Genomic DNA, 17,669 nt, shown 5'->3' on the forward strand with positions numbered 1-17,669 from the left:
GATATGTCGACCATCACGTATCGGACGGCGAACAGCGGCGGGCGCCGGGCCGGCATCCGTCGCGCGCGGCGGCGGGCCACCGGGCCTACGATCGGCCCATGCCGCGGTACGCCCGAGCCGAGCGCGAGGCGCTGGCCGATCTCCTGCTGGCCCTCGGGCCGGACGCCCCGACGATCAACGAGGGGTGGTCGACCCGTGACCTCGCCGCCCATCTGGTGCTGCGGGAACGCCGCCCGGACGCGGCCGGCGGGATCGTGCTGCCGCCGCTGCGCGGCCACGCCGAACGGGTCCGTCGTCGACTCGCCGCGCGGCCCTACCCGGAGCTGGTGGCGCAGGTGCGACGGCCGCCGGTGTGGAGCCCGGTCAGCAATCCCCTGACCGACGAGCTGGCCAACACGATGGAGTTCTTCATCCATCACGAGGACGTACGGCGGGCCGCTGCCGGGTGGCAACGACGCGACCTGCCCGCCGGCCTCCAGAGCGCCCTGTGGAAGCGCGCCGCCCCGCTGGCCCGGCTGACCCTGCGGCGCTTCCCGGCGGACCTCTACGTGCAGGCGCCCGGTCACGGCGAGATCTCCGTGGGTCGTGGTGGCGAACCGCTGCGGCTGGTCGGCGCCCCCGCCGAACTGGTCCTCTTCCTCTCCGGCCGGCAGCGGGTGGCGAAGGTCCAACTGGACGGGGCGACGGAGGCCGCGCGTCGACTGCGCGCCGCCAAGCTGGGCATGTGACTCCCTGAACTTATTCGGTCACAGAGGTGGTGTGGCGCTCCCCACACCCAGCGAAACACGCTGATTTCCCCTCCCGTACGCTTCACCGCGCCGCTCTGCGCCGAGCGGCACGAAGTGGGGGGCGCACTGTGCGGAACTTCGCGATTTCGGCGCTGCGGGAGCCCCCGTTTCGCGCCGACCACCACGGGGCCACGGAGCAGGTGGCGAGCGAGAGCGTCGAGTGGGCGCGTGCGTTCGGGCTGGTCGATTCCAGCCATCGCGTCCACCGACTGCAACGGGCCGACGCCGCCGGCCTGGCCGGTCGTGCCTGTCCGTACGGATCGGTGGACGGGCTGCGACTACTCACCGACCTGATCAGCTGGCTCTTCGTCATGGACGACGCCTGCGACGAGGACGGCCTCGGCGCCGACCCGGCCCGGCTGGCGCCCGCGATCAGCACCCTGATCGACGTGCTGGACCGCTGCGGGGACCCGGACGTCGTACCGCCCGCCGTCGGACCACTCGGCGACGCGCTGCACGACCTGTGCCGCCGAACCCGGTTGCACGACCGCCCGGCACTGCTGCTGCTGTTCGTCAGCCAGATGCGGGAGTACCTGCTGGCGTTGCTCTGGGAGGCGGCCAACCGGGAGCGGCGGCGGATGCCCGAGGTGGCGGAGTACGTCCAGCTACGGCGACACATCGGTGGCGTACGCCCCTGCCTCACACTCACCGACCTGGCGGCGGCGCAGCCACTCGGGTCGCCCCTGCGCGCCGATCCGGCACTTGTCGCCCTGGATCTGCTGACGGTGGACCTGGTCTGCTGGTGCAACGACCTCTTCTCCTACGGCAAGGAGAGCCAGGCGGACCCGGACGCGCACAACCTGGTGACGGTGCTCGCCCACGACAGCGGCGCGGACGAGGCGACCGCGCTGCGGGCCGCGGCGAACCAGTTCAACGAGGGGCTTACCGCCTTCGTCGATGCTGAAGAGGCGCTGCTGGCCAGGGCTGACGAGGGCATGCGCCACGCGCTGGCCGCACGGCGGAACTGGGTCCGCGCCACCTACGACTGGTCGGTCGGGGCCGCCCGATACGCCTGATTCGACAGTACCGATCGGCGGGGTGGGCCGGCCGGGCGGTACCGGGGCTAGCCGACGCACCGCGCCAGGCAATACTCTTCGGTAACCATCATGACGTGACGACCGTCACGCCACCACCCCCGAAGGCGGCTACAGCGATGGCTCTCGATGTCCCGTACCGCTCCATCCCGGACATGTTCCTCAAGCGCGTGGCGGCCACCCCCGACCGGCACGCGTTCGCGTCCCCGGCCCCCGACGACGCGGGACCGGTCTGGCTGACCTGGGAGCAGGTCGGCAAGCGCGCCAAGGCGGTCGCCGCCGGCCTGCACGGCCTGGGCGTCGGCCAGGAGGACCCGGTCGCGATCCTCGCCAACACCCGACTGGACTGGGTGGTCGCCGATCTCGGCATCATGTGCGCCGGCGGGGCGACCACCACCGTCTACCCGACCACCGAGCCGGCGGACGCGACGTACATCATCGCCGACTCCGGCTCGAAGGTGCTGTTCGCGGAGAACCCGGCCCAGGCGGGGAAGATCGCCGGCGCCGACCTGCCCGCGCTGACCCACGTGGTGCTCCTCGACGGTGCCGTGGATCCCGCCGCCGCCATCCCGCAACTGACGCTCGCCGAGTTGGAGGAGCGGGGCCTCCGCGCGCTGGCCGCCGAGCCGGAGCTGATCGACATGCTGGTGGCCGGCATCGGCCCCGACCACCTGGCCACCCTGATCTACACCTCCGGCACCACCGGTCGACCCAAGGGCGTCGAGCTGCTGCACGGCGGCTGGTGCTGGGAGGCCGTGGCGCAGGCGGAGGTCGGGCTGCTGCGCGACGACGACCTGCAGTACCTGTGGCTGCCGCTGGCCCACTCGTTCGGCAAGACGCTGCTCTGCGGCGCCATCCACGTCGGCCTGCCCACCTATGTCGACGGGCGGGTGGAAAAGTTGGTCGACCTGCTGTCGGTGATCCGCCCGACGCTGATGTGCGGGGCCCCCCGGGTGTTCGAGAAGGTCTACAACCGGGCGGTGACCACCGCACAGGGCGCCGGCGGCGCGAAGGCGAAGATCTTCGCCTGGGGCGTCCAGGTCGGCAAGGAGAAGGTGGCACTGGAGCAGGCCGGCAAGCCGGTGCCGGGTGGGCTGAAGCTGCGCTACGGCCTGGCCGAGAAGCTGGTGTTCAGCAAACTACAGGCCCGCCTCGGCGGCCGGATGCGGGTGCTGGTGTCCGGCGCGGCTCCGCTCAGCCCGGAGATCGCCACCTTCTTCGCCGCGGCGAACCTGCCGATCTCCGAGGGCTACGGCCTGACCGAGACCAGCGCCGGCAACTTCGTCAACCCGCCGTCCGGGCTCCAGATCGGCACTGTCGGCCGGGCGATGGGTGACCTGGAGTGCAGGATCGACACCGACGGGGAGATCCTGGTGCGGGGTCGGCCGGTGATGCGCGGCTACCACAACCTGCCGGAGGAGACCGCCGCCGCGTTCACCGAGGACGGCTTCTTCCGTACCGGTGACATCGGCACCCTGGACGAGCGGGGCTACCTGCGGATCACCGACCGCAAGAAGGACCTGGTCAAGACCTCGGGCGGCAAGTACGTCGCGCCGTCGCACATCGAGGGGATGTTCAAGGCGATCTGCCCGTACACCTCGCAGGCGGTCGTCGTCGGTCAGGCCCGCAACTTCTGCACGATGCTTGTCACGTTGGACCCGGACGCGATCCGGGGCTGGGTCGCCGGCGGCCCCCTCGAGGGGCGCGACTACACCGAGATCGTCGCCTCGCCGGAGGCCCAGACGATGATCGAGGAGTACGTCGCCCAGCTCAACGCCAAGCTCAACCGCTGGGAGACGATCAAGAAGGTGGCCATCCTGCCGCGCGACCTGACCATCGAGGACGGCGAGATCACCCCGTCGTTGAAGATCAAGCGACGGGGTGTGGAGACCAACTTCGCGGCCGAGATCGACAAGATGTACGCCGGCAGCCTCGCCGAGCTGTGACGCGTCGCCGGTGGCCCCGCACCCGTCGGTGCGGGGTCACCGGCTTCTCCGCCGGTCGGGTTCAGGCGATGACTGCCGGCTCCCGCCACCGCTGCCCGCCGGTCCGGTCCAGGTCGTAGCGGACCGCCGCGATCCGCCCGACGGCCTCCACCAGGTCCGCGGCGGGCAGGGTGAACGGCAGCCGCAGGAAGCGTTCCAGGGTGCCGTCCAGGCCGAAGCGGGGGCCGGGCGCCAGTCGTACGCCGACCTCCTCGGCGGCCCGGGCCAGCGCGCTGGAGACCGGACCGTCCAACTCGGCCCAGAGCGTCACGCCACCGGTTGGCACTGTGACCCGCCAGTCCGGCAGCCGGTGCGCCAGCGCGCCGAGCAGGGCGTCACGCTGGCCGGTCAACTGGACGCGGCGGTCGGCGACGATGGCCTCGGCGTCGGCGAGCAGGTGCACCGCCACCAGCTGGTCAAGCACCGGGCTGGCCATGTCCACCCCGACCCGGACGGCGGCCAGCCGCTGCACCTGCGGCGCGGAGGCGCGCACCCAGCCGATCCGCAGGCCACCCCAGTAGGTCTTGCTCATCCCGCCGATGCTGATCACCCGACTGTGCCTGTCGTAGACGGCGACCGGGGGCGGCGGCTCGCCGCCGTCCAGCGCCAGGTCCACGAAGGACTCGTCGATGACCAGGTCGGTGCCGACCGCGTGGGCGGCGGCCACCACGCGCTCCCGAAGCACGGCGGGCATCAGGTGCCCGGTCGGGTTCTGGAACTCCGGGATCAGGTAGGCCAGCTTGGGCCGGGTCTGCCGGAGGCTGCCCAGCAGCAGGTCGGGCTCCCAACCCCCGGCCTCGGCGGCCAGGCCGTGGGTGGTGATCCGGGCGCGTCGGCCGGCCAGCGCGGCGAGCGCGTTGGGATAGGTCGGTGACTCGACCAGGACGCTGCCGCCCGGGGCGAGAGCGAGTCGCAACACCAGGTCCAGTGCGTGCTGGGTGCCGCTGGTGACCATGATCTGGTCGGCCGAGGTGGGCAGACCCCGAGCGGTGTACGCGCCGGCCACCGCCTCGCGCAGCTCGATGATGCCGGTCGGGTGGTAACCGGCCCCGCCGAGGTATCGGGGCAGGTCCTCGGTGGCCGCGCGGGCGGCCGTCAGCAGTTGCGGCGGGGCGGCCAGCGCGGCGACGCCGAGGTCGAGCATCTCCCGGTCGTCGAGCGGGGTCCACAGGCCGGTGCTGGCCACCCGGTGGTTGCCGGGCAGCATCGTCCAACTGCCGGCACCGCGGCGGCTGGCCAGGTGCCCGGTCTCCCGCAGCTGCCGGTACGCGGCGGTGACAGTGGTCCGGCTGATCCGCAGCGCCTCGGCCAGCTCCCGTTCGGCCGGGAGGCGGACGCCCAGCGGCAACCGGCCGTCGGCGAGCAGCCCGCGCACCGACCCGGCCAGCGCGGCGTAGTCGGGGCTGCGCCGACGACCGGGCAGGGAATGCCACTGTCCGAGCAGACGGGCCAATTGGACGCCACGCACCTGCCCGGTCATAACCACTCCTGGGATATTGGCTTCTTCCTCGTCGAGGATTGGCACCTAGAGTGGCATGCATGGCACTGCTTGGCAATCTGCGGCACCGGCCGGTTCGACGACTGGCGCAGCTCTACCTCGGGCTCACCCTCTACGGCGTCAGCATGGCCCTGATGATCCGCTCCGACCTGGGCCTCGACCCCTGGGACGTGTTCCACCAGGGTTTGTCCAAGCTGACCGGGCTCTCCTTCGGCACCGTCACCATCGCCGTCGGCGCGCTGGTGCTGCTGCTCTGGATCCCGCTGCGACAGCGACCGGGCCTCGGCACGGTCAGCAACGTCGTGGTGATCGGCCTGGTCGTGGACGCCACACTGGCCCTCCTGCCCACCGGTGGGCCGCTCGGCGTCCGGATCGCGTTGCTGGTCACCGGGATCGTCGCCAACGGCGCCGCCACCGGCCTCTATCTCGGCGCGCGACTCGGGCCGGGCCCCCGGGACGGGCTGATGACCGGCTTCGTGGCCCGCCGACCGGGGCGCTCGATCCGGTTGGTGCGCACCGTCATCGAGGTCACCGTGCTGGCGCTCGGCTGGCTGCTCGACGGCACCGTCGGTGTGGGCACCGTCGCGTACGCGCTGGCCATCGGTCCGTTGGCCCAGCTCTTCATTCCGATGTTCGCGGTGCCCGAGGGTGCCGACGACGCCGCGCCCACCCCGGGCAGCGCCGCGCCGGTCACCCCCACCGGCTGAACCTCACCCACCGTCCGCGAACCGGCACGTGGTGGTGGTACGACATACCAGTTGGGAGGGTGGGTGTTCCCTTCCGCGACGCGCGCCGTCATCATCTCTGCATGGGGGAGAACAATTGGCGCTGGACGGACGCCTGGATCTTCGTGTCGCTGGTCATCGCCAGCGGGGCCGGGCGGCACCGTCGGTCGGCGACAAGTCGACGACCGGAGGGCGTGCGGCTGACCGACGTGCTCTCCACCGCCGACCACCTCAACCACGCGATTCCGCAGCGGCACGAGGTGGAGGCCGCGGTCCAGCGGCTGGTCGGGGCCGGGCTGGTCAGTGTCAGCGACGGCTGGTTCCGGATCACCGCCGAGGGTGAGCAACTCTGGCGCACCCGCCCACGCGCGGGGGTGGCGACAATGGTGGACACCGTGCAGGGCGTGCTGACCCGGCGGCACGCGCCGGGCAGCGCCGACTGGCGCCTGGACGAGGCCGACCACGCGGCGGCCGTCCAGGAATACGCTGTCCGTTCGATCCCCACGCCCCGCCGGTCACCGGAAGGGCACTCCGGCGGGCACTGACCGGGTCAGCGCACCGGGTGACCGCTGTGCCGCAGCGCGTCCTTGACCTCGGCCACTGTCAGCTCACCGAAGTGGAAGACACTGGCGGCGAGCACCGCGTCCGCACCCGCACCGATCGCGGGCGGAAAGTGGGCCACCTCGCCGGCGCCCCCGCTGGCCACCACCGGCACGTCCACCACCGCCCGCACCGCGGCGATCAGCTCCAGGTCGAAGCCGGCCTTGGTGCCGTCGGCGTCCATCGAGTTGAGCAGGATCTCGCCCGCGCCCAGCTCGGCCCCCCGCTGCGCCCACCACACCGCGTCGATGCCCGTGCCGCGCCGGCCGCCGTGGGTGGTGACCTCGAACCCGCTGGGGGTGATGTCGGTCGGGGCCCGGCGCACGTCGAGGGAGAGCACCAGCACCTGCCGGCCGAACCGGTCGGCGATCTCGGCGATCAACTCCGGTCGGGCGATGGCGGCGGTGTTCACACCGACCTTGTCCGCCCCGGCGCGCAGCAGCGTGTCCACGTCGGCGACCTGTCGGACCCCACCGCCGACGGTCAGCGGGATGAACACCGACTCGGCGGTGCGGCGCACCACGTCGAGCATGGTGCCCCGGTCACTCGAGGACGCTGTCACGTCGAGGAAGGTCAGCTCGTCCGCCCCGGCCCGGTCGTACGCGGCGGCCAACTCCACCGGGTCACCGGCGTCGCGCAGGTCGAGGAAGTTGACACCCTTGACCACCCGCCCGGCGTCCACGTCGAGACAGGGGATCACCCGTACGGCCACCGTCATGCCGCGAGCCTATCCTCCGCACGAGGCACGGCGGCCGGCCCGCTCGGGTCGACCGCCGTGGATGAGGTCCGCGTCACACCTTGACGAGCATCTTGCCGACGTTGTCGCCGCGCAGCAGACCGAGGAACGCGTCCGGGGCGTTCTCGATGCCGTCCACGATCGTCTCGTCGTAGGACAGCGTGCCCTCGCGCAGCCAGCCGGAGACGTCGCTGACGAACGCCGACCGCACGTCGTTGTGGTCGTTGACCAGGAAGCCGCGCAGGGTGAGCCGCTTGCCGATGACCAGCGCGAGGTTGCGCGGCGCGGCCGGCGGCTCGGTGTCGTTGTACTGCGCGATCATGCCACAGATGGCGACCCGGCCATGCCGGTGCAGGGCCGAGATCGCCGCCTCCAGGTGGTCGCCTCCGACGTTGTCGAAGTAGACGTCGATGCCGTCCGGAGCGGCGGCCCGCAGCGACTCGCGGACCCCGTCGTGGTAGTCGAAGGCGGCGTCGAAGCCCAACGCCCGCAGCCGCTCGACCTTGGCCGGCGAGCCGGCGCTGCCGACCACCCGGGCAGCGCCCTTGAGCTTGGCGATCTGGCCGACCAGGCTGCCGACCGCGCCGGCCGCGGCGGAGACGAAGACCGTCTCGCCGGGCTTCATCGCCGCCACCTCCAGCAACCCGGCGTACGCGGTCAGCCCGGGCATGCCGAGCACGCCGAGGTACGCGCTGACCGGCGCCAGGCCCGGGTCGACAGGCCGGGCGGAGGTGGCGTCGAGCAGCGCGTACTCCCGCCAGCCCAGCCCGTGCAGGACCGTGGTCCCGACGGCGATGTCCGGCGACTCGCTGGCCACCACCTCGCCGACCGCCGCACCGTCGAGCGGGGCGTCGAGGGCGAACGGCGGCACGTACGACTTGACGTCGTCCATCCGCCCGCGCATGTACGGGTCGACGGACAGGTACTGGTTGCGGACCACGAGCTGGCCCGGTCCGGGTGTCGGGACGTCGGTCTCGACGAGCCGGAAGGTGTCCTGGGTGGGCCAACCCTGCGGGCGGCTGGCCAGGTGGATCTCACGATTGCCGGTCACTGGGTGGTCGTCCTCTCGGCCGCGGTGGGTGCCTGGATCCGCGACGTCACGCGGCCGAGGTCTCCCGGACGGTCAGCGCGACGTCGATGTTGCCGCGGGTGGCGTTGGAGTACGGGCAGACCTGGTGGGCCTGCTCGACGAGTTGCTCGGCGGTCTCGCGGGGCACGGCGGGCAGGTCGACGACGAGCCGCACGGTGAGCCCGAAACCGCCGCTGCCGTTCGGGCCGATGCCGACCTCGGCGGCGACGACGGAGTCGCTCACGTCGGCCTTGGCCCGGCGGCCCACCAGTCGCAGCGCGCTGTGGAAGCAGGCCGCGTAGCCGGCGGCGAAGAGCTGTTCGGGGTTGGCGGCACCGCCGGCACCACCCATCTCCTTCGGCACGGCCAGGTCGAGCGAGAGGGTGCCGTCGGAGGTCTGGACGTGGCCGTCGCGGCCGTCGCCGGTCGCGGTCGCGGAGGCGGTGTAGAGAGCCTGCATGAGAGTCACTGCTCCTTCTGTCGGTGGATGGTGTCGGTGACCCGGGTGAGGGTGTCGCGCAGCGCGACCAGCTCGGCGATGCCGAGCCCGGTGGCCTGGGCGATGCGCAGCGGAACGTCGCAGAGCTGCTCCCGCAGCGCCGCACCCCGCTCGGTGAGGCCCACCTCGACCCGCCGCTCGTCGCGCGCCGACCGACGCCGCACCACCAGGCCCGCTCCCTCCAGCCGCTTGAGCAGCGGAGAGAGCGTGCCGGAGTCCAGTCGCAGCTCGACGCCCAGCTCGGACACTGTGGGGGCGTCGTCGGGACGCTCCCAGAGCACCAGCAGCACCAGGTACTGCGGGTAGGTGATCCCGACCTCGTCGAGGATCGGCCGGTAGACGTCGGTCAGGGCGCGCGACGCGGCGTAGAGCGCGAAGCACACCTGCCGGCGCAGCACCAGGTCATCGGTCACCGGCAAACCGTAGCCCACAATTAAGTTGTGCACAACTTAATTGGGCCGCAGATGGCCCAGCAGCACCGCCCGCCCACCTCAGCGACCGCCGAGGTACGCCTCCACCTCCACCTCGACCAGATGATCCGGGTCCAGCAGACCGGCCACCACCACAAGCGTCGCCGCCGGCCGGACCGCACCGAAGACCACGTTGTGCGCCCGGCCCACCTCGTCGGCGTGCAGCCGGTCGGTCACGTACATCCTGGTCCGGACCACGTCGCCCGGCTCGGCGCCCACCTCGGCGAGCGCCGCCAACGCGATCCGCAGCGCCTGCGCGGTCTGCGCGGCGGCATCACCCACGTGCACCACCCGGCCGTCCACAGTCGCCGTGCAGCCCGCCGTGAAGGCCCGATCGCCGGCCCGGACCACCCGCGAGTAGCCGTAGTGCTGCTCCCACGGGCCACCCGAGCCGAGCCGGGTGACAGTCACACCTCGGCCAGGGTCCGCAGCGCCTCGGCCACCGTGAAGGCCCCCGCGTAGAGCGCCTTGCCGGCGATCACACCCTCCACCCCGACCGACTCCAGGGTCGCCAACGCCCGCAGGTCGTCAAGCGTCGACACGCCGCCGGAGGCGATCACCGGCCGGTCCGTGCGGGCGCACACCTCGCGCAGCAGGTCCAGGTTCGGACCACGCATCGTGCCGTCCTTGGTGATGTCGGTGACCACATACCGGCTCGCGCCCGCCTTGTCCAACCGTTCCAGCACCTCGAACAGGTCACCGCCGTCCCGGGTCCAACCCCGCGCGGAGAGGGTCTGACCCCGCACGTCCAAGCCGATGGCGACCCGGTCGCCATACTCCCCCACCACCCGGTCACACCAGACCGGATCCTCCAGGGCCGCGGTGCCGATGTTCACCCGGGCCGCCCCCGTGCCCAACGCCGCCCGCAGGGACTCGTCGTCCCGGATGCCACCGGACAACTCCACCTTCACGTCCAACTGGCGCACCACCTCGGCGAGCAGGTGCGCGTTGGTGCCCCGGCCGAACGCCGCGTCCAGGTCGACCAGGTGGATCCACTCGGCGCCGTCGCGCTGCCAGGCCAGGGCGGCGTCCAACGGGTCGCCGTAGATGCTCTCGCTTCCGACGGCGCCCTGCACGAGCCGGACGGCCCGGCCGTCTGCGACATCCACGGCGGGCAACAGGGTGAGGCTCAACGTCTTCTCCTCGATCAGGTACGACGGTCCAGGGCGATCACGACGACCGCCGGCAGTACGAGCAGCAACAACACGATCAGCGCGATACGCAACGCCAGATTGTCGACGAACGTCCAGATCAGAATGAGCGCCGCACCGGTGAGCAACACGATGGCGGCCCGCTCACCCCGGGTGTGCCGGGCCAGCCGCCCGGAACGGCCCCGCCGCACCCGCGGCGTCAACCGGCGGACCATCGCGCGACGGCGCTGCCGGCGTGCCACCCGACGCTGCCGCACCGCCCGCTCCCGAGCCTGCTCGGCCTCCCGCTCGGCCCGCCGACGGGCCCGTTCCCGGCTCACCGCGACACCCTCTCACCGGGCGTCGGGCGACGACGCTCAGCCACCGCTGGGCAGCGTGGCGAGCCAGTTGCGCAACAGCGCGGCACCGGTGTCGGCGGACTTCTCCGGATGGAACTGCGCCGCCGACAGCGGACCCCGCTCCACCGCGGCCACGAAATCCGTGTCGTGCCGGGCGGTGGTCACCACGGCACCGGCAGCGGCAAGCGCCGCCGGGTTGCCCATCGCGTACGAGTGCACGAAATAGAACCGGCTCTGCTCCGACAACCCCGCGAAGAGCACCGACTCGGCAGGCGACCGAACCGTGTTCCAGCCCATGTGCGGCAACCGGCTGGCCGCCAGCCGGGTCACCCCGCCGGGCAGCAACCCGAGCCCCTTGGTCACCACACCGTGCTCGTCACCATGTTCGAAGAGCACCTGCATGCCCACACAGATGCCGAGCACCGGCCGGCCGGCGGCCACCCGCTCGGCGATGACCGGGCCGGCGCCGAGCGCCTCGATCCCGGCCATGCACGCCGCGTACGCGCCCACCCCCGGCACCACCAGACCATCGGCGTCCGCAGCGGCGGCCAGGTCGTCGGTCACCCGCACATCCGCGCCGGCGGCGACCAACGCCCGCTCCGCCGAACGCAGGTTGCCCGAGCCGTAGTCCAGCACCACCACGGCGCTCACGCGTCACCACCCGGCAACAGCCACAGCACCCCGCCGACAGTGGCGAGCACCGCGAGCAGCGCGGTGACGAAAACCGCGCCCTTCGCCGCGCCCTGGCGGTGAAGCGACCACGCGCCACCCACCAACACCCCGGCCAGGATCAGCAGCAACGTCGGCAACACGCCGCCCATCAGAGCCACCTTCCCTTCGCGACCGCGGGGCTCCGCTGCGCTGCGCTGCTCGCGCTCATCAGAGGGCGCCCTTCGTGCTCGGGATCGCGCCCGCCGCACGGGGGTCGATCGCGGTGGCCTCGCGCAATGCCCGGGAGACCGCCTTGAACTGGGCCTCCACCACGTGGTGCGCGTCCGGGTGACCACCCGGCCGGGCCGCCCGCAGCACGTCGACGTGCAACGTGACCCGGGCCGCCTGACCGAAGGACTCCCAGATGTGCCGGGTCATGCTCGTCGCGTACACCGGCCCGATGTACGGGGCCAACGCCGGCTCGTCGTGCACCACGTACGGCCGACCGGACAGGTCAACCGCGGCCCGCACCAACACCTCGTCCATCGGCACTGTCGCCGAACCGTACCGCCGGATGCCGGCCTTGTCGCCCAGCGCCCTGTCGAACGCGGTGCCCAGGGCGAGGGCGGTGTCCTCGATCGTGTGGTGCGAGTCGATCTCCAGGTCACCCACTGTGCGTACGGTCAGGTCGAAGCCGCCGTGCCGGGCGATCTGGTGCAGCATGTGGTCGTAGAAGCCGACACCGGTGCTGATCTCGGCGGTGCCGTCGCCGTCGAGGTCGATCTCGACGAGAACCTCTGTCTCCTTGGTGATCCGCTCCACCCGGGCGGTCCGACTCATCGCGAAATCTCCATTGCAGAAAGAAAGGCGTCGGTCTCGGCGGCCGTGCCGGCGGTCACCCGCAGCCAGCCGGGCAGGCCGACGTCGCGGACCAGCACCCCCTGCGCCAGCAGGGCGCGCCAGACGGTGGTCTGGTCGCCGCCCACCTCGAAGAGCACGAAGTTGGCGTCGCTGTCGGCGACCCGCAAGCCGCGCTCGCGCAGCGTCGCCACGATCCGGTCCCGCTGCACCATGATCGCGCTCACCGTACCGAGGAGGGTGTCGCGGTGGGTCACCGCCGCGCGGGCGGCGGCCTGGGTCAGCGCGGAGAGATGATACGGCAGCCGGACGAGTTGCACCGCCTGCACCACCGCCGGGTCGGCGGCCAGGTAACCCAGCCGCCCGCCGGCGAAGCCGAACGCCTTGCTCATCGTCCGGGTGACCACCAACCGCGGGTGGCCCGGCAACACCGCGAGGGCGCTGATCGTCCCCGGTCGGGCGAACTCGGCGTACGCCTCGTCGACGACCACCATGCCGGGCGCGACGTCGAGCACGGCGGCGATCACGGTCGGGTCCAGTGCGGTGCCGGTGGGGTTGTTCGGCGAGCAGAGGAAGACCACGTCCGGCCGGTGCTCCCGGACCTGGGCGACCGCCTCCTCGACGGTCAGCCCGAAGTCGACGCCGCGCCGCGCCGGCACCCACCGGGTGCCGGTGCCGAGGGCCAGCAGCGGGTGCATCGAGTACGCCGGAACGAAGCCGAGCGCGGTGCGCCCCGGCCCACCGAACGCCTGGAGCAGTTGCTGCTGGATCTCGTTGGAGCCGTTGGCCGCCCACACCTGCTCGACGGTGAGCCCGTGCCCGAGATATTCGGCCAGGTCGGCGCGGAGCGCCACCGCGTCCCGGTCCGGGTAGCGGTTCAGCTCACGCAACTCGGCCGCCAGCGCCTTGCCGATGGCATCGACCACCGGCTCCGGCACCGGGTGGGAATTCTCGTTGGTGTTGAGCCGCACCGGCACGTCCAGCTGCGGCGCGCCGTACGGCGACAGCCCCCGCAGGTCGGCCCGGATCGGCAGATCGTCGAGGCTGGTCACGCCGACGCTCCCGGGAAACGGGCCTGGACCGCCTGGCCGTGCGCGGGCAGATCCTCCACCCCGGCGAGGGTGAGCACGTGCGGGGCGACGTCGCGCAACGCGTCCTCGGTGTATTCGATCAGGTGCACGCCGCGCAGGAAGGACTGCACCGACAACCCGGAGGAGTGCCGGGCGCAGCCGCCGGTGGGCAGCACGTGGTTGGACCCGGCGCAGTAGTCGCCGAGCGACACCGGCGACCAGGCCCCCACGAAGATCGCCCCGGCGTTGCGGACCCGCATTGCCCACTCGCGGGCGTCCACGGTCTGGATCTCCAGGTGCTCGGCCGCGTACGCGTCGACCACCCGCAGCCCCGCCTCCAGGTCGTCGACGAGGACGACGCCGCTCTGCTCGCCGGTCAGCGCCGTGGTGACCCGCTCGGCGTGCTTCGTCGCCGGCACCTGCCGGGCCAACTCCCGCTCGACCGCCTCGACGAGCGTCGACGACGGGGTGACCAGCACGCTCGCGGCGAGCGGGTCGTGCTCGGCCTGACTGATCAGGTCGGCGGCGACGTGCGCCGGATCGGCCGTGTCGTCGGCCAGGATGGCGATCTCGGTCGGCCCGGCCTCGGCGTCGATGCCCACCACGCCGCGCAGCAGCCGCTTGGCCGCGGTCACCCAGATGTTGCCGGGGCCGGTGATCAGGTCGACCGGGTCGCACCGCTGTGCACCAGTGGGGTCGACAGCCGCGCCGTACGCCAGCATCGCCACCGCCTGGGCCCCGCCCACGGCGTACACCTCGTCGACGCCGAGCAGCGCGCACGCGGCGAGCACCCGGGGGTCGGGCAGGCCGCCGTTGTCCTGCTGCGGCGGGCTGGCCACCACCAGCGACCGCACTCCGGCCGCCTGGGCGGGCACCACGTTCATCACCACCGTAGACGGATACATCGCCAGGCCACCCGGCACGTAGAGGCCGACCCGGTCGACCGGCACCCACCGCTCGGTGACGGTGCCACCGGGCACCACCTGGGTGGTGTGGTCGGGGCGGCGCTGGTCGTCGTGCACCTTGCGGGCTCGGGTGATCGACTCCAGCAACGCGGCGCGGACGGCCGGGTCGAGCACGCCCTCGGCCTCGGTGATCGCCTCGACCGGCACCCGCAGCACCTCCGGGGAGATGGCGTCGAACCGCTCGCTGGCCTCCCGGATCGCCGGGTATCCATGCTCGCGGACCGCCTCCACCAGAGGGCGGATGCGCTCGACGGCAACCGACACGTCGAGCTGGGCACGGGGCAGCAGGCGGCGCGGGTCACCGAGACCGTCGCGCAGGTCGATCCGATTCAGCACCCTCTGAGTCTAGGCGGCCGGCGCGGACGCCACCCGAGCCGCCCGTCAGCCGGGACGGTGAGCCGGGCCACGCCCCCGCGGGCGAGATTGGTTAGGCTCGACGATGTGACCGCACGGCTGCCGGTGTTCCCGCTCGCAACAGTGCTCTTCCCCGGGTTGGTGCTGCCGCTGCACATCTTCGAGGAGCGCTACCGGGCTTTGGTCCGCCACCTGGTCGACCTGCCCGAGGGCGCTCCGCGTGAGTTCGGCGTGGTGGCCATCCAGTCCGGGTGGGAGGTCGCGCCCGCCGGTCCCGGCGGCCGCGCGACGCCGAGCGGCGGCGAGGTCACACTGCACGAGGTGGGCTGCACCGCCGAGCTGCGCCAGGTGACCGAGTTGGCCGACGGGGGTTTCGACATCGTCACGGTCGGCCGGCGTCGCTTCCGCATCGCCGAGGTCGACGACAACGCCGCGCCCTACCTGACCGCCGACGTGGAGTGGCTGCCCGACCCCGCCGGGCCGGCCGAGGTGGCCGAGCTGCTGGCCGCCCGGGTGATCGCGGTCTTCCGGCAATATCTCGGCCTGATCCGCTCCGACCCGGAGGAGATCTCCGAGCAACTGCCGGAGGACCCGACGGTGCTATCCCACCTGGTGGCGGCGACCGCGGCGCTCACCGTCGACGACCGGCAGCGCCTGCTGGCGATCGACGACACCGCCGCCCGGCTCCGCGCCGAGCTGCGGCTGCTCAACCGCGAGGCGGCTCTGCTTCGTCAGGTGCGGGCGGTGCCGGTGCCGCTTGCGGAGTTGGCGTCCCCGCCGACACCCAACTGAGCCCCGCCGCGTCGGGCTCCGGGCGCAGCCCCGGCCACCGCGACCAGCCGGCCAGCAGGGTGTACATGACCGCGGCACCGAATGCCGGCAGCAGCAGGTTGCCGTGTGGCACCGGCAGCACGTCGAGCAGCCAGTCGACGCCACCGGCCCGCAGGTCGGCGGGTTTGGTGAAGGCCTGCCCGGCCGGGGCGGTGGCCAGCAGCCGGTCGAACGTCGCCAGGCCGACCCGTCGGCCCACCTGCCAGGCCACCGGTGCGGCGACCAACGCGCCGAGCACCGCGGCGAGCAGCCCGACCGGGCCGCGCCGCCGCCGCAGCACGAACCACAGGGCAAGCGCCACCAGCAGCCCGAAGCCGAGCCCGAGCAGGCTGAACCATCCGTCCGCGGCGATCGGCTGCTCCGGTTGCGGGTCGGCGTAGATCGCCCCCTCGGCGGTCTTGAGCACCGGGGTGTCCGGCGCGAGCGCGGCCCAGAGCAGCCCCAACGGCACCCCCAGCACGGCCAGCGTGAGCACGGCGCCCAGCACCGTCGCCGCGGTGCGCAGCGGACGGCGCGGCTCGTCGAAGCTCAGCCGCAGCAAGCTCTGGTACGCCGCCGAAGGCGCACCGTCACCCACCCCGAGCCCGGCCCGCTCGCCAACCGGCGGCTGTCCCCCGGCCGACGGCTGCTCGGCGGCTGACGGCTGTCCCCCGGCCGACGGCTGCTCGGCGGCTGACGGTGTCGCGCCCGACGCTCGGGGCGGCACGGGTTGGTCGGGCTCGTCGACGGGCCGCTCGCGGTCGGGGTTGTCCGGGCTCACCCGATGATCCTCTCAGGCCCGGTGCGGGGCCGGGTGGCCGGTGGCGGCAGACCAGCTCACCGGGCGAACGGCTCGACCATCATCGCCGCCGCGCGCAGCCACGCCTGCCGGGTCTCCGGCTGGAGTTGGTGGTACTCGATCGACGAACCAGTCTCCAGTGCCGCGTCGTACGGCACCACTGCCACGCCTCGGGTACGGGTGGCGAAGTGCCGCTCCAGGTCGTCCTGTAGGGGCGAGCGGCCCGGGGTCGGGCAGGAGATGAGGGTGATGGCGTTGTCCGCCAACTCGCCCATGCCCTCCTCGTGCAGCAGGTCGAGCATCCAGTCCGCGCTGAACGCGGCGTCCTCCCGGGGCACCGTGGTCACCACCAACTGGTCCGCGGCCTGCATCACAGTGCGCCAGTTGGGGCTCTCCACGTTGTTGCCGGTGTCCACGCACACCACGTCGTGGGTACGCCGCAGCAGCTCCAGTACCCGTCGTACGGTGAACTGGTCCAGCCGTTGGGCGAAGCGTGGGCTCTCCTCGCCGGCCAGCACGTCGTACGAGCCGTCGGAGGCGTGCCGCAGGTAGTCGTCCAGTCGACCCAGCAGGGTCGAGCCCTCGAGGATCTCGATCTGGGCCAGGTCGCTGATCAGGTGCCGGATCGTCCGGGCATGCCGGGCGCTGCCGGCACGCAACCCCAGGGTGCCGCGCAGCTCGTTGTCGTCCCAGGCCAGTACGCCCTGCCCCCGCACACTGCCGACAGTGGCCGCGGCGAGCACTGTGGCGGTGGTCTTGTGCACCCCGCCCTTGGGGTTGGCGAAGGCGAACACCCGGGGGGTGCCCAGGTCTCGGCGGAGCACCCCGTTGGCCCGCTCCTGCTCCGGGTCGACGCCCTGCGGGCGCCACTCGACACGGGCCGGATAGGCGCGTTCCGCGATCGCCGAGCCGACTGCCGGGGTGGGTGGCGGCACGATTGGCGCGGCGGGTGCGGGCGCGACAGGTGTTGGTGGTGGCGCGGTCACCGGGTAACCGGTCTCCGGCTGGTAGCCGGTCTCCAGCAGGGCGTACCGCGACTCGGCCGGCGGGTCGCCCTGCCGGTAGCCGTTGTCCAGCAGCGCGTAGCGGGACTGGGCCGGCTCGGCGGGGCGGGGCGGCGTCTCGGGTTCGGCCCGGTACGTCGGTTCCGCCGGGTAGCCCGGCTCGGCCCGATAACCCGGCTCAGCCCGGTAGTCCGGCTCGGCCCGATAGCCCGGGTCAGGCCGGTAGTCCGGCTCGACCTGGTAGCCCGGCTCCGCCCGGTAGTCC

At 72.6% G+C, this 17,669-nt stretch carries 21 protein-coding genes; 6 read left to right on the plus strand and 15 right to left on the minus strand.

What is annotated here, in order from left to right; genetic code table 11:
* The first annotated feature begins 98 nt into the window (after positions 1 to 98).
* The 3 genes from AB0A95_RS14950 to AB0A95_RS14960 all read left to right on the plus strand — a co-directional run bounded on the left by AB0A95_RS14950 (position 99) and on the right by AB0A95_RS14960 (position 3,768).
* On the plus strand, positions 99 to 728 hold the full coding sequence (locus tag AB0A95_RS14950; RefSeq protein WP_357556289.1) for a TIGR03085 family metal-binding protein: 630 nt from the start codon (positions 99 to 101) through the stop codon (positions 726 to 728).
* A gap of 128 nt (positions 729 to 856) precedes the next feature.
* The gene (locus AB0A95_RS14955) at positions 857 to 1,804 is read left to right on the plus strand and encodes a terpene synthase (protein ID WP_357556290.1); all 948 of its coding nucleotides are present in this window, start codon (positions 857 to 859) and stop codon (positions 1,802 to 1,804) included.
* Between the two features lie 137 nt (positions 1,805 to 1,941).
* Positions 1,942 to 3,768, plus strand: a complete 1,827-nt coding sequence (locus AB0A95_RS14960) for a long-chain fatty acid--CoA ligase (RefSeq protein ID WP_357556291.1) — start codon at positions 1,942 to 1,944, stop codon at positions 3,766 to 3,768.
* Positions 3,769 to 3,829: 61 nt separating this feature from the next.
* On the opposite strand, the gene AB0A95_RS14965 is transcribed toward AB0A95_RS14960, so the two are convergent.
* Complete coding sequence (locus AB0A95_RS14965) at positions 3,830 to 5,287, minus strand: PLP-dependent aminotransferase family protein (protein ID WP_357556292.1); 1,458 nt, start codon at positions 5,285 to 5,287, stop codon at positions 3,830 to 3,832.
* Between the two features lie 59 nt (positions 5,288 to 5,346).
* Between AB0A95_RS14965 and AB0A95_RS14970 the strand changes: the two genes are divergently transcribed.
* Together AB0A95_RS14970 and AB0A95_RS14975 are read left to right on the plus strand one after the other, a co-directional pair.
* Entirely contained in the window at positions 5,347 to 6,012 is a 666-nt protein-coding gene (locus AB0A95_RS14970) for a hypothetical protein (RefSeq protein ID WP_357556293.1), read from the plus strand.
* Between the two features lie 101 nt (positions 6,013 to 6,113).
* Positions 6,114 to 6,575 (plus strand): hypothetical protein, encoded by a 462-nt coding sequence (locus tag AB0A95_RS14975; RefSeq protein WP_357556294.1) that lies wholly within the window; start codon positions 6,114 to 6,116, stop codon positions 6,573 to 6,575.
* A 5-nt stretch (positions 6,576 to 6,580) separates the two neighbouring features.
* Here AB0A95_RS14975 and hisF read toward each other — a convergent pair whose 3' ends face one another.
* From hisF to hisD, 12 genes are all read right to left on the minus strand, one after another.
* The gene (hisF, locus tag AB0A95_RS14980) at positions 6,581 to 7,348 is read right to left on the minus strand and encodes an imidazole glycerol phosphate synthase subunit HisF (RefSeq protein ID WP_357069597.1); all 768 of its coding nucleotides are present in this window, start codon (positions 7,346 to 7,348) and stop codon (positions 6,581 to 6,583) included.
* A 73-nt stretch (positions 7,349 to 7,421) separates the two neighbouring features.
* Positions 7,422 to 8,417 (minus strand): NADP-dependent oxidoreductase, encoded by a 996-nt coding sequence (locus tag AB0A95_RS14985; protein WP_357556295.1) that lies wholly within the window; start codon positions 8,415 to 8,417, stop codon positions 7,422 to 7,424.
* A gap of 46 nt (positions 8,418 to 8,463) precedes the next feature.
* On the minus strand, positions 8,464 to 8,895 hold the full coding sequence (locus AB0A95_RS14990; protein WP_357556296.1) for an organic hydroperoxide resistance protein: 432 nt from the start codon (positions 8,893 to 8,895) through the stop codon (positions 8,464 to 8,466).
* A gap of 5 nt (positions 8,896 to 8,900) precedes the next feature.
* Positions 8,901 to 9,347, minus strand: coding sequence for a MarR family transcriptional regulator (locus AB0A95_RS14995; protein ID WP_357556297.1), 447 nt, complete (start codon positions 9,345 to 9,347; stop codon positions 8,901 to 8,903).
* A 78-nt stretch (positions 9,348 to 9,425) separates the two neighbouring features.
* Positions 9,426 to 9,815 carry a Rid family hydrolase gene (locus AB0A95_RS15000; RefSeq protein WP_357556298.1) on the minus strand — a complete coding sequence of 130 codons (390 nt, stop codon included), beginning with the start codon at positions 9,813 to 9,815 and terminating at the stop codon, positions 9,426 to 9,428.
* Positions 9,812 to 10,537, minus strand: a complete 726-nt coding sequence (gene priA / locus AB0A95_RS15005) for a bifunctional 1-(5-phosphoribosyl)-5-((5-phosphoribosylamino)methylideneamino)imidazole-4-carboxamide isomerase/phosphoribosylanthranilate isomerase PriA (protein ID WP_357556299.1) — start codon at positions 10,535 to 10,537, stop codon at positions 9,812 to 9,814. Before priA ends, AB0A95_RS15000 begins: the two co-directional genes overlap by 4 nt.
* A 14-nt stretch (positions 10,538 to 10,551) precedes the next feature.
* Positions 10,552 to 10,875 carry a hypothetical protein gene (locus tag AB0A95_RS15010; protein ID WP_357556300.1) on the minus strand — a complete coding sequence of 108 codons (324 nt, stop codon included), beginning with the start codon at positions 10,873 to 10,875 and terminating at the stop codon, positions 10,552 to 10,554.
* Between the two features lie 36 nt (positions 10,876 to 10,911).
* Positions 10,912 to 11,544 carry an imidazole glycerol phosphate synthase subunit HisH gene (gene hisH, locus AB0A95_RS15015; protein ID WP_357556301.1) on the minus strand — a complete coding sequence of 211 codons (633 nt, stop codon included), beginning with the start codon at positions 11,542 to 11,544 and terminating at the stop codon, positions 10,912 to 10,914.
* Positions 11,541 to 11,714: a hypothetical protein gene (locus AB0A95_RS15020; protein ID WP_357556302.1), complete on the minus strand. Its 174-nt coding sequence runs from the start codon at positions 11,712 to 11,714 to the stop codon at positions 11,541 to 11,543. Before AB0A95_RS15020 ends, hisH begins: the two co-directional genes overlap by 4 nt.
* Positions 11,715 to 11,772: 58 nt before the next feature.
* The gene (gene hisB / locus AB0A95_RS15025) at positions 11,773 to 12,384 is read right to left on the minus strand and encodes an imidazoleglycerol-phosphate dehydratase HisB (protein ID WP_357556303.1); all 612 of its coding nucleotides are present in this window, start codon (positions 12,382 to 12,384) and stop codon (positions 11,773 to 11,775) included.
* A complete protein-coding gene (locus AB0A95_RS15030) occupies positions 12,381 to 13,454 on the minus strand; it encodes a histidinol-phosphate transaminase (RefSeq protein WP_357556304.1) in 1,074 nt (357 codons plus the stop codon). Before AB0A95_RS15030 ends, hisB begins: the two co-directional genes overlap by 4 nt.
* The gene (gene hisD / locus AB0A95_RS15035; RefSeq protein ID WP_357556305.1) at positions 13,451 to 14,773 is read right to left on the minus strand and encodes a histidinol dehydrogenase; all 1,323 of its coding nucleotides are present in this window, start codon (positions 14,771 to 14,773) and stop codon (positions 13,451 to 13,453) included. Before hisD ends, AB0A95_RS15030 begins: the two co-directional genes overlap by 4 nt.
* A gap of 105 nt (positions 14,774 to 14,878) precedes the next feature.
* On the opposite strand from hisD, the gene AB0A95_RS15040 reads away from it, so the two are divergent.
* A complete protein-coding gene (locus tag AB0A95_RS15040) occupies positions 14,879 to 15,583 on the plus strand; it encodes an LON peptidase substrate-binding domain-containing protein (RefSeq protein ID WP_357556306.1) in 705 nt (234 codons plus the stop codon).
* On the opposite strand, the gene AB0A95_RS15045 is transcribed toward AB0A95_RS15040, so the two are convergent.
* Both AB0A95_RS15045 and AB0A95_RS15050 read right to left on the minus strand, forming a co-directional pair.
* Complete coding sequence (locus AB0A95_RS15045; protein ID WP_357556307.1) at positions 15,498 to 16,382, minus strand: DUF2567 domain-containing protein; 885 nt, start codon at positions 16,380 to 16,382, stop codon at positions 15,498 to 15,500. The genes AB0A95_RS15040 and AB0A95_RS15045 overlap by 86 nt on opposite strands.
* Before the next feature lie 56 nt (positions 16,383 to 16,438).
* Positions 16,439 to 17,669: AAA family ATPase (locus AB0A95_RS15050; RefSeq protein ID WP_357556308.1), on the minus strand; the 1,231-nt coding region annotated here is incomplete at its 5' end.

The organism is Micromonospora sp. NPDC049230 (genome assembly GCF_040647875.1).
Lineage (GTDB): Bacteria > Actinomycetota > Actinomycetes > Mycobacteriales > Micromonosporaceae > Micromonospora.

Excerpts from the sequence above, each read along its gene's own strand:
- AB0A95_RS14965 (WP_357556292.1), bottom strand. The coding sequence starts at position 5,287 with ATGACCGGGCAGGTGCGTGGCGTCCAATTGGCCCGTCTGCTCGGACAG.
- AB0A95_RS14970 (WP_357556293.1), top strand. The coding sequence starts at position 5,347 with ATGGCACTGCTTGGCAATCTGCGGCACCGGCCGGTTCGACGACTGGCG.
- AB0A95_RS14990 (WP_357556296.1), bottom strand. The coding sequence starts at position 8,895 with ATGCAGGCTCTCTACACCGCCTCCGCGACCGCGACCGGCGACGGCCGC.
- AB0A95_RS14975 (WP_357556294.1), top strand. The coding sequence starts at position 6,114 with ATGGGGGAGAACAATTGGCGCTGGACGGACGCCTGGATCTTCGTGTCG.
- AB0A95_RS14950 (WP_357556289.1), top strand. The coding sequence starts at position 99 with ATGCCGCGGTACGCCCGAGCCGAGCGCGAGGCGCTGGCCGATCTCCTG.
- AB0A95_RS15020 (WP_357556302.1), bottom strand. The coding sequence starts at position 11,714 with ATGGGCGGCGTGTTGCCGACGTTGCTGCTGATCCTGGCCGGGGTGTTG.
- hisF (WP_357069597.1), bottom strand. The coding sequence starts at position 7,348 with ATGACGGTGGCCGTACGGGTGATCCCCTGTCTCGACGTGGACGCCGGG.
- hisB (WP_357556303.1), bottom strand. The coding sequence starts at position 12,384 with ATGAGTCGGACCGCCCGGGTGGAGCGGATCACCAAGGAGACAGAGGTT.
- AB0A95_RS14960 (WP_357556291.1), top strand. The coding sequence starts at position 1,942 with ATGGCTCTCGATGTCCCGTACCGCTCCATCCCGGACATGTTCCTCAAG.